Annotated in this window: 8 protein-coding genes; 3 read left to right on the forward strand and 5 right to left on the reverse strand. The window is 72.6% G+C overall.

What is annotated here, in order from left to right:
* Positions 1 to 86: 86 nt before the first annotated feature.
* From M878_RS60620 to M878_RS60630, 3 genes are all read left to right on the forward strand, one after another.
* Positions 87 to 5,138 carry an ATP-dependent helicase gene (locus tag M878_RS60620; protein WP_023546262.1) on the forward strand — a complete coding sequence of 1,684 codons (5,052 nt, stop codon included), beginning with the start codon at positions 87 to 89 and terminating at the stop codon, positions 5,136 to 5,138.
* Between the two features lie 156 nt (positions 5,139 to 5,294).
* Entirely contained in the window at positions 5,295 to 6,140 is an 846-nt protein-coding gene (locus M878_RS60625; protein ID WP_023546264.1) for an Fpg/Nei family DNA glycosylase, read from the forward strand.
* An 87-nt stretch (positions 6,141 to 6,227) separates the two neighbouring features.
* The gene (locus tag M878_RS60630) at positions 6,228 to 6,992 is read left to right on the forward strand and encodes an SDR family NAD(P)-dependent oxidoreductase (RefSeq protein ID WP_023546267.1); all 765 of its coding nucleotides are present in this window, start codon (positions 6,228 to 6,230) and stop codon (positions 6,990 to 6,992) included.
* 461 nt (positions 6,993 to 7,453) lie between these two features.
* Here the strand turns inward: M878_RS60630 and M878_RS60635 are convergent, their stop codons facing one another.
* The 5 genes from M878_RS60635 to M878_RS60655 all read right to left on the reverse strand — a co-directional run.
* Positions 7,454 to 7,924: a Dps family protein gene (locus tag M878_RS60635; RefSeq protein ID WP_023546269.1), complete on the reverse strand. Its 471-nt coding sequence runs from the start codon at positions 7,922 to 7,924 to the stop codon at positions 7,454 to 7,456.
* 219 nt (positions 7,925 to 8,143) lie between these two features.
* Positions 8,144 to 8,518: a helix-turn-helix domain-containing protein gene (locus M878_RS60640; protein ID WP_023546271.1), complete on the reverse strand. Its 375-nt coding sequence runs from the start codon at positions 8,516 to 8,518 to the stop codon at positions 8,144 to 8,146.
* A gap of 109 nt (positions 8,519 to 8,627) precedes the next feature.
* Positions 8,628 to 9,173: a CinA family protein gene (locus M878_RS60645; protein ID WP_023546274.1), complete on the reverse strand. Its 546-nt coding sequence runs from the start codon at positions 9,171 to 9,173 to the stop codon at positions 8,628 to 8,630.
* On the reverse strand, positions 9,170 to 9,928 hold the full coding sequence (gene pgsA, locus M878_RS60650) for a CDP-diacylglycerol--glycerol-3-phosphate 3-phosphatidyltransferase (RefSeq protein ID WP_023546276.1): 759 nt from the start codon (positions 9,926 to 9,928) through the stop codon (positions 9,170 to 9,172). Before pgsA ends, M878_RS60645 begins: the two co-directional genes overlap by 4 nt.
* The coding region (locus tag M878_RS60655) for a MiaB/RimO family radical SAM methylthiotransferase (protein WP_023546278.1) at positions 9,925 to 10,812 on the reverse strand (888 nt) is incomplete at its 5' end. The genes pgsA and M878_RS60655, both read right to left, overlap by 4 nt.

Raw genomic sequence — 10,812 nt, forward strand, 5'->3', positions numbered from 1 at the left:
GCACCGCCAGGCCCGCGCCCGCTCCTCACCGAACGGCGTTTGCCCAGGTCAGCGCGATTGTCAGTGGTCGGGTGCAGGATGGACGCATGGTCAGCTCCGCACACCGAGCCCTCGATGGCTTCTCACCCGCGACCCGCGGCTGGTTCACGGGGGCGTTCTCCGCGCCCACCGCGGCCCAGGCCGGCGCGTGGCGGGCCATCGGCGCGGGCTCGGACGTGCTGGTGGTGGCCCCGACCGGTTCGGGCAAGACGCTGGCCGCGTTCCTCGCCGCCCTGGACCAGCTCGCCTCGGCCCCGCCCCCGGCCGACCCGAGGAAACGCTGCCGGGTGCTGTATGTGTCCCCGCTCAAGGCCCTCGCGGTCGACGTCGAGCGGAATCTGCGCAGCCCGCTGACCGGCATCCGCCAGGAGTCGGTGCGCCTGGGCCTGCCCGAGCCCGAGGTCAGGGTCGGCATCCGCTCCGGCGACACCCCGGCGGCCGAGCGGCGCGCCCTGTCCACCCGCCCGCCGGACATCCTGATCACCACCCCCGAGTCGCTGTTCCTGATGCTGACCTCGGCCACGCGCGACGCGCTTACGGGCGTGGAGACGGTGATCCTGGACGAGGTGCACGCGGTCGCGGGCACCAAGCGCGGCGCCCATCTCGCGCTCTCCCTGGAGCGGCTCGACGAGCTGTTGCCGAAGCCGGCCCGCCGGATCGGCCTGTCGGCCACCGTCCGCCCGGTGGACGAGGTGGCCCGGTATCTCTCACCGCGCCGCAAGGTGGAGATCGTCCAGCCGGAGTCGGGCAAGGAGTTCGACCTGTCCGTCGTCGTCCCGGTCGAGGACATGGGCGAGCTGGGCGGCTCCCCGGCGGCGGACGCTGCTGAGGGCGCGGAGCGGCCGTCGATCTGGCCGCATGTGGAGGAGCGGATCGCCGACCTGGTCCAGGCCCACCGTTCGACCATCGTGTTCGCCAACTCGCGGCGCCTGGCCGAGCGCCTGTGCAACCGGCTCAATGAGATCGCGTACGAGCGGGCGACTGGCGAGACGCTGGAGGAGCATCACTCCCCGGCCCAGCTGATGGGCGGCTCGGGCGCGGCCCAGGGCGCACCCCCGGTGATCGCCCGCGCGCACCACGGCTCGGTCTCCAAGGAGCAGCGTGCCCTGGTCGAGGAGGACCTGAAGGCGGGCCGGCTGCCCGCCGTGGTCGCCACGTCCAGCCTGGAACTGGGCATCGACATGGGCGCCGTCGACCTGGTCGTGCAGGTCGAGTCCCCGCCGTCCGTCGCCTCCGGGCTCCAGCGCGTCGGCCGCGCGGGGCACCAGGTGGGCGCCGTCTCCACCGGCGTGGTCTTCCCCAAGTACCGGGGTGACCTCGTCCAGGCGGCCGTGGTCACCGAGCGGATGCGCTCGGGCTCGATCGAGTCCCTGAAGGTCCCCGCGAACCCGCTGGACGTGCTCGCCCAGCAGCTGGTCGCCATGACTGCGCTGGACACCTGGCAGTTCGACGACCTGCTCGCCGCGGTCCGCCGCGCGGCGCCCTTCGCCTCGCTGCCCGAGTCGGCGTTCACGGCGACTCTCGACATGCTTGCGGGCCGGTATCCGTCCGACGCGTTCGCGGAGCTGCGCCCGCGCGTGGTGTGGGACCGCGTGACCGGCGAGATCACCGGTCGGCCGGGCGCCCAGCGCCTCGCCGTCACCTCGGGCGGCACGATCCCCGACCGCGGGCTCTTCGGGGTCTTCCTCGCCGGTTCCGACCCCAAGAAGGGCGGCGGACGGGTCGGCGAGCTGGACGAGGAGATGGTCTACGAGTCCCGGGTGGGCGACGTCTTCACGCTGGGCACGAGTTCCTGGCGCATCGAGGACATCACCCGCGACCGCGTCCTGGTCTCACCGGCGCCCGGCGTGCCGGGCCGGCTGCCGTTCTGGAAGGGCGACCAGCTGGGGCGCCCGCTCGAACTGGGCCGCGCGGTGGGCGCGTTCCTGCGCGAAGTCGGCTCGCTGCCCAAGGACGCGGCCCGGCCGCGTCTGCTGGCGGCGGGCCTGGACGCCTGGGCGGCGGACAACGTGCTGTCGTACCTGGACGAGCAGCGCGAGGCCTGCGGCCACGTCCCGGACGACCGCACGATCGTCGTGGAACGCTTCCGCGACGAGCTGGGTGACTGGCGGGTCGTCGTCCACTCCCCCTTCGGCGCCCAGGTGCACGCCCCCTGGGCCCTAGCACTAGGCGCCCGCCTGTCCGAGCGGTACGGCATGGACGCGCAGGTCATGCACGCCGACGACGGCATCGTGCTGCGCCTGCCCGACGCCGACCTGCTGGGCCTGGACCTGCTCGACCGGGAACCGACGAAGGCCGGCACGGAGTACGACAGCGAGCAGGCGCCCGTCGGAGCGGCGGACGTCGCCTTCGACAAGGGCGAGGTCGACCAGATCGTCACCGACCAGGTCGGCGGCTCGGCCCTGTTCGCCTCCCGGTTCCGCGAGTGCGCCGCCCGTGCGCTGCTGCTGCCGCGCCGCAACCCCGGCAAGCGCACCCCGCTGTGGCAGCAGCGCCAGCGAGCGGCCCAACTGCTCCAGGTGGCAAGTGAGTTCGGCTCGTTCCCGATCGTGCTGGAGGCGGTCCGCGAGTGCCTCCAGGACGTCTTCGACGTCCCCGGGCTCGTCGAGCTGATGGGCGACATCGAGTCCCGCAAGGTGCGCCTGGTCGAGGTCACCACCCCGGAGCCGTCCCCGTTCGCCCGTTCACTCCTGTTCGGATACGTCGCCCAGTTCCTGTACGAGGGCGACTCCCCGCTCGCCGAGCGCCGTGCCGCCGCGCTGTCGCTGGACTCCCGGCTGCTGGCCGAGCTGCTGGGCCAGGCGGAGCTGCGCGAGCTGCTCGACGCCGAGGTGCTGACCGAGCTGGAGCGCGAGCTGCAGTGGCTCACCGAGGACCGCCGGGTCAAGGACGTGGAGGGCGCGGCCGATGTGCTCCGGCTGCTCGGCCCCTTGACGGACGCCGAGCTGGTCGCGCGGGGCGCGGATCCGCAGTGGGCGCGCGAGCTGGCCGGGGCCCGCCGGGCGATCAAGGTCCGGATCGCCGGAGCCGACCACTGGGCGGCGATCGAGGACGCGGGCCGGCTGCGCGACGCGCTCGGCACGGCCCTGCCGGTCGGCGTGCCCGAAGCCTTCACCGAGCCGGTGAAGGACCCCCTGGGTGACCTCCTCGCCCGTTACGCCCGTACGCACGGCCCGTTCACGTCGGCCACGGCGGCCGCCCGCTTCGGCCTGGGCGTGGCGGTCACCGAGGGCGCCCTGCAGCGGCTCACCGCGAGCGGCCGGGTCGTCCAGGGGGAGTTCCACCCGGCGGGCATCGGCCAGGAGTGGTGCGACGCGGCCGTACTGCGCCGCCTGCGCCGCCGCTCCCTGGCGGCCCTGCGCCACGAGCTGGAGCCCGTGCCGCCGGCCGCGCTCGCCCAATTCCTGCCCCAGTGGCAGCACATCGGCAAAGGACATGGTCTGCGCGGCATCGACGGACTGGTGCGCGCCGTCGAGCAGTTGCAGGGCGCCTCCGTGCCGGCCTCCGCGCTGGAGAAGCTGGTCCTGCCCTTCCGCGTGGCGAACTACACGCCGTCGATGCTCGACGAGCTGACCTCCGCCGGCGAAGTGATGTGGGCGGGTGCGGGCGCGCTGCCCGGCAAGGACGGCTGGGTCTCCCTCTATCTGGCGGACACGGCCCCCCTGTTGCTCCCGCCGCCCCACCCCCTCGAACTGACCGCGCTCCACCGGTCCGTCCTGGACGCGCTCTCCGGAGGCTACGGCCTGTTCTTCCGCCAGATCTCCGACCAGGTCCGTGCCACCACGCACCCCGACGTCAGCGACCCCCAACTGGCCGACGCCCTCTGGGACCTGGCCTGGTCGGGCCGGCTCACCAACGACACCCTCGCCCCGATGCGCTCGCTCCTGGGATCCGGTCGTACGGCGGGTTCCACGGCCCACCGTGCCAAGCGCGCGGTCCCGCGCGGCCGCTACGGCTCCCTGACGGCGGCGGCCCGCACCGCGTCCCGTACGGGCCCGCCGACCGTCGCCGGCCGCTGGTCGCTGCTCTCCGCGGCCGAACCGGACGCCACCGTGCGCGCCCACGCGCTGGCCCGCACCCTCCTGGACCGGCACGGCGTGGTCACCCGCGGGGCGGTCGCGGCGGAGGGGATCGAGGGCGGCTTCTCGGCGGTGTACCGGGTGCTGTCCGCGTTCGAGGAGAGCGGTCAGGCACGGCGCGGCTATGTGGTCGAGGGTCTGGGCGCGGCCCAGTTCGCCATGGACGGTGCGGTGGACCGGCTCCGCGCGGTGGCCAACGCCCGCGAACGCGGCGAGAGCCTGATGGCCCAGACCCGCCAGGACGGCTTCCCCGCCCCGGCCTTCCCTCCGGGCTCCACGAATTCGGCCTTCCCTTCCGGCTCCACCGAACCGGCCTTCCCACCCGGCTTCACCGACGCGGCCTTCCCGGACGGCTTCGGCGCGTCCGACGGCGCACCGCACGACCACGCACTCCCTGGCGCCGTCGACGGAAGCGACGGCGGATTCGCGCACCCCGGTCTCGACGGAGACTTCACCTGGCCCCCGGCGGACCCCCCGCCCGCCCCCGGCGACTACATCTCGCCCCGCGACCTCCCCGACCCCTTCGCCTCCCCCGGCTACGGAGGCCCCCGAGGAGGCGGCACCGGCGGCTACGGCGCGCCGGCACACCGGGGGTACGGCAGTGGTCGTACGGGCACGTCCGCGCCCGACCCCCGTGCCGTGGTCCTCGCCGCGGCCGACCCCGCCAACGCCTACGGCGCGGCCCTCTCCTGGCCCGAGCCACCGACCGGCGCCGGGCACAAGCCGGGCCGTAAGGCGGGCTCGCTGATCGTCCTGGTGGAGGGCGAGCTGACGCTGTACATGGAGCGCGGCGGCAAGACCCTGCTGGCCTGGCCCGTCACCGCGGACACCGCAGCCCCGGACGATCCCCGTCTCCGTACGGCCGCCGAGGCCCTGGCAGCGGCCGCTCGCGCGGGCTCCCTCGGCACGGTCACGGTCGAGCGGATCAACGGCGCCCAGGCCCTGACCTCCCCCATAGGCACCCTCCTGGAAGCCGCGGGTTTCGTGGCCACGCCACGCGGCCTGCGCCTGAGAGCGTGACGCTCCGCCAGGAGCGCCGCGGTGTTGGGGGTGCCGCATATCAACCACAGCCCCGCGCCCCTTCGGGACGTTCCCCGCACCCCCTCCAGAGCTCTGCCGGCGCACCCCACCAGCCACGCCGTCCCCCGGCCTTCCCCCTCGTGGCACCCTGGACGCATGCCCGAAGGTGACACGGTCTGGCAGGCCGCGCGGCGGCTGCATGAGGCCCTCGCGGGCAAGGCACTGACCCGCAGCGACTTCCGGGTGCCGAAGTACGCGACGGTCGACCTCACGGGCCGTACGGTGCTCAGCACGATCCCGCGCGGCAAACACCTGCTCACCCGGTTCGAGGGCGGCCTGACCCTGCACACCCATCTGCGGATGGAGGGCGCGTGGAAGGTGTACGGCACCGGCGAGCGCTGGCGCGGCGGCCCCGCCCATCAGATCCGGGCCGTCCTCGGTACCGTCGACCGCACGGCCGTGGGCTATCGCCTCCAGGTCCTGGAGCTGCTGCGCACGAACGAGGAGGAGCGAGTCGTCGGCCACCTCGGCCCTGATCTGCTCGGCCCCGACTGGGACCCCGAGCGCGCCCTCGCCAACGTCCTCGCCGATCCCGCCCGCCCGCTCGGCGAGGCCCTGCTCGACCAGCGCAATCTGGCCGGCATCGGCAACGTCTACAAGAGCGAGCTGTGCTTCCTGCTCGGCGTCACCCCTTGGCTGCCGGTCGGCGCACTGCCCGCCGACCGCGCCGAGAAACTGCCCGCGCTCGCCAAGAAACTCCTGGAGGCGAACCGCGACCGCCCGGTCCGCCAGACCACCGGCCTGCACCGGCACGACCTGTTCGTCTACGGCCGCGCGCCCCGCCCCTGCCTGCGCTGCCGCACCCCCGTCCGCGTGGCCGACCAGGGCGACGGCTCCCAGGACCGCCCCACCTACTGGTGCCCCACCTGCCAGCCGGGCCCCGCCCCCGCCCCCGGCTCACCGCAGCGTTGGCGCGACCGCTACCCCCGCCGCACACCCTGACGACGCCCCGCCTCGAGCGGTGATCGGCAATCCACACCACCCCGCCACCAATTGACGATCCGTCAGAAATGCTCGTACCGTCGCTTCATGCCCCTCACGGCGTACGACCTCACCGGACGCACCGCATTCGTCACCGGAGCCGCCGGCGGCATCGGCCGGGCCTCCGCCGTTCTGCTCGCCGAGGCGGGCGCGACCGTGCACTGCGCCGACCGGGACGCGGACGGTTTGCGGAGCACGGCGGAACTGATCGAGAAACGCGGTGGCACGGCCCGTACCCATGTCCTGGACGTCACCGACCGGGCGGCGCTGGCCGAGGCGGTCCGATCCTGCGAGCGCCTGGACGTGATGGCGGCGATCGCCGGGATCATGCACAGCAGTCCCGTGCTGGAGACCCGCGACGAAGACCTCGACCGGGTACTGAACGTCAACTTCAAGGGCGTGCTCCACGCCTGCCAGGAGGCGGCCCGGCTGATGCTGGCCAATGACACCCGGGGCAGCATCGTCACCATGGCGTCCGGCGCGGTCGACACCGGTGGCCCCGGGCTGCTCTGCTACGGCGCGGCGAAGGCGGCCGTGGTCCAGCTGACCAAGACGCTGGCCGCCGAGGTCGGCCGGCACGGCATCCGGGTCAACGCGATCGCGCCCGGCTGGATCCGCACCCCGATGACCGAGCGCCACGACCGTGAGGCGCAGGCGCACACCGAGGGCATGATGGCCCGGATGGCACCACTGGGCCGGGTCGGCGAGGCGGGCGACGTCGCGCACGCGGTGCTGTACCTGGCGTCGGACGCGTCGGCGTTCACGACGGGTCAGATACTTCGCCCGAACGGGGGTGTGGCGATGCCCTGGTAGCGTCGCGTCCCGCCCGCCAGGCGGCCACCCAGCGCCCCGCCGGCAACGCCCCGTCCGCCCGCCCCTTGGGCACACAGTGCACCGGAAGCAGGCTCAGCCCCCACCCGCCGGCCGCGACGGCACCTTCCAGCACACCCGCGCCCTGCCCTAGGGCGAGCCGCAGCACGGCCCACCACCACACGGCCCCCAGCACCAGGGCGACCCCGCAGCGCGCTATCCGCACCACCATGGCCGTCACCTCCAGCGGGACGCTAGATCGCCGATCCCGAGCACCGGCAGGGCGCACTAAGGGCACACAGACGCACCACTCCACTCAGCCCAGCCGCGCGGTCATCGTGCCCGTCCGGCGTCGGGGACGAGGCCGAAGGCCGATGAGCGGGAGCCCGGGACGCGAGCCCAGGACGGCAACCCCGGCACCGGACCACCACCCATCGCAGTTCGCCTACCTAGGCCAAAGGCGCTTACGCGTTCTCCGCCTGGAACATCCAGTGATGCTTCTCCAGATCCGCCGTGATCGAGATGAAGATGTCCTGGGACACCGCGTCCGGCTCCCCCGTCGCCGCCACCCGCTCCCGCATCCGGACGATCACCGCGCCGAGCGCCTCCACCATGGTCCTGACGGCGTCCGTGTCCTTGATCCAGCCCGCCGGAGTCGCCTTGATGCCGCTGCCGGAAGCCACCGAGGCGGCGCGCCCGTCGGGCGGGACGCCGAGGGCCGAGGCCCGCTCGGCCACGGTGTCGGAGTGGGTGCGCGCGGAGGCGACGACCTCGTCGAGCTGGAGGTGGATGGAGCGGAAGCGGGGCCCGACGACGTTCCAGTGGATCTGCTTGGCGACCAGCGAGAGGTCCACCAGGTCCACGAGGGCACCCTGCAGCGCCTCGGCCACGGTCTTCAGGTCCGCGTCGGCCAACGGGCTCTTCACTACGTACATCCGCTTCCTCCAGTGCTTCGGCGACGTCACATCCCTCCACCATGACCGCACCACCCAAGCCCGGCAAATGGACGCATAAATGGATAGATAAGAGACACACATCACATGCGCGGGCAACAAGAAAGCCCCGGCCGGGCTCCCCAGGTCTCCCTGGAGAAGCCCGGCCGGGGCTTCACACGTATCGGGTCGCTAAGCCGCGCTAGGCCGCGCACGCGGACGTCACGCGGCGACCACGTCCACCGCCTCGGCGGGCGCCTTGATGGTCACCCGTTCCGGTGGCACACCGGCCACCGACACCGAACCCAGCATCGGACGGACCGACGCGGGAACGGACTCGGTGGCCCTGGCGGACTGGGCCAGTTCGGCGAGCGCCAGCTCGTCGCTCACTTCCCGCATGAGTTCCGACATCCGTACGTCCAGCGCGTCGCAGATGGCGGCGAGCAGCTCGGAGGAAGCCTCCTTCTGCCCCCGCTCCACCTCGGAGAGATAGCCGAGTGAGACTCGGGCGGACGAGGAGACTTCGCGCAGAGTACGGCCCTGGCGTTGGCGCTGCCGACGCAGCACGTCACCCAGCAGGCGACGGAGCAGAATCATCGGTGGCTCCCTCCTCGGACCGCGTAGCCGCATCCTTCTCGCCCCACCGTACCGCCTCGCGCCGCGGCCGTGCGGGGAGCGATGTCGTGTTCACTCAGGGCTGCAAACATCAAAACCCCCCGTTCCGTTCCGTATCCTGTGCCCGCTCATTCCCGGTGTGTTCGCCCGCAAGCTGCTCCAGGAGCAGTGCGAGCACGCTCCGTACACTCTCCATACGGATTTCCGCACGGCTGCCGTTCAACCGCAGGGCTTCCACTTTTCCGCCACCGGCGGAACCGGGGCGGTCGGTGAACGGCCCGTCGACGGCCGCGAACACCGTCCCGACGGGCTGGCCGTCCTGCGGTTCGGGACCGGCGACTCCGGTGGTCGCGATGCCCCAGTCGGCGCCCAGAGCCTTCCGTACCCCAGCTGCCATCTGGCCCGCGACCTGCGGGTCCACCGCTCCTTGCCGCGCCAGCAGGGTGGCGTCGACGCCCAGCAGCTCATGCTTCAGCTCGGTGGCGTAGGCGGTCACCGAGCCCCGGAACACCTTGGACGCTCCGGGGACCGAGGTGATATCCGCGGCCACCAGGCCACCGGTGAGCGACTCGGCGACGGCGAGGGTCTCGCCCCTCACGGTCAGTAGTCGCACCAGTTCGGTGGCCTGCTCACTCACGCTTCCTTCTCCTCCGACGCTGCCGCGCGCTCGGCGATTCCCCGGCGGCGCAGCACAATGGCTTGTCTTACGTAGTCGAGGCCCGTGACGACGGTGAGGACGACTGCCGCGGCCATCACCCAGAACCGCAGAGTGGCCAGCCACCCCGTGAGCGGCAGGACATACATCCCGACCGCCACGCCCTGGGTGAGGGTCTTCAGCTTGCCCCCGCGGCTGGCCGGGATCACGCCGTAGCGAATGACGAGAAAACGCAGCAGCGTGATGCCGAATTCCCGGCCGAGGATCACGGCCGTCACCCACCACGGCAGATCGCCCAGGGCCGACAGACAGATGAGCGCCGCCCCCATGATCGCCTTGTCGGCGATGGGGTCGGCGATCTTCCCGAAGTCGGTGACCAGGTTGTAGGTGCGCGCCAGATGCCCGTCGAACAGGTCGGTGATCATGGCGATGGCGAAGGCGGCCCAGGCCAGCGAGCGCCAGGCCGGGTCATAGCCGCCGTTCGCCAGCATCAGCGCCACGAAGCCGGGCACCAGGACCAGGCGGAGCATGGTCAGCAGATTGGCCACGTTCCAGACGCTCGCCTGGTTGACGGCCGCGGCCGCGATCTTGGCGCCGCGCGGTGCCCTGCCGCCACCTTCGGGGCCTGAAGCAGAACCGGAGACCTCGGACTTGACGCCGTCGGCAGGGGCGGCGGGCCCCCGGGCGCCGTGCGCGCCGGAGGAGCCACCCGCGGCGGATGCCGGGACTCCGGTCATCTGCCCGCCTCCTCACTACACGCGAGCGAGCCGGTGAGCGGCTCGGCCACCAGGTCGACACCTTCCGTACCGACCACCTTTGCCTCGACCATACGTCCGACGGTGAGACCCGCGCCGCTCGTGAGCAGCACCTGGCCATCGGTCTCGGGCGCCTGGTGCGCGGCGCGGCCGTAGACGCCCTCTTCCTCGTCGACGGACTCGACCAGCACGTGCACGGTTTCGCCGACGCGCTCCTCGGCGCGCTGCGAGACGAGTTCCTCGGCCAGCCGGGACACCCGCGCCAGACGCTCGGCCACGACGTCCTCGTCCAGCTTGTCGTCGTAGGTCGCCGCCTCCGTGCCCTCCTCGTCGGAGTAGCCGAAGACACCGATGGCGTCCAGGCGGGCGCCGGTCAGGAAGCGCTCCAGCTCGGCCAGGTCCGCCTCGCTCTCGCCGGGGAAGCCGACGATGAAGTTGGAGCGCACGCCGGCCTCGGGGGCCTTGGAGCGGATCGTGTCGAGCAGCTCCAGGAACCGGTCGGTGTCGCCGAAGCGGCGCATGGCGCGCAGCACGTCGGGCGCGGAATGCTGGAAGGACAGGTCGAAGTACGGGGCGACCTTGGGGGTCGAGGTCAGGACGTCGATGAGTCCCGGGCGCATCTCGGCGGGCTGCAGGTAGCTGACGCGCACCCGCTCGATGCCGTCGACCTCGGACAGTTCCGGCAGCAGGGACTCCAGCAGGCGGATGTCGCCCAGGTCCTTGCCGTAGGAGGTGTTGTTCTCGGAGACCAGCATGATCTCCTTCACGCCCTGCTCGGCCAGCCAGCGGGTCTCGTTCAGCACGTCGCTGGGGCGGCGGGAGATGAAGGAGCCGCGGAAGGACGGGATGGCGCAGAAGGAGCAGCG

Origin of the sequence: Streptomyces roseochromogenus subsp. oscitans DS 12.976 (assembly GCF_000497445.1) — a bacterium.
Taxonomy (GTDB): domain Bacteria; phylum Actinomycetota; class Actinomycetes; order Streptomycetales; family Streptomycetaceae; genus Streptomyces; species Streptomyces oscitans.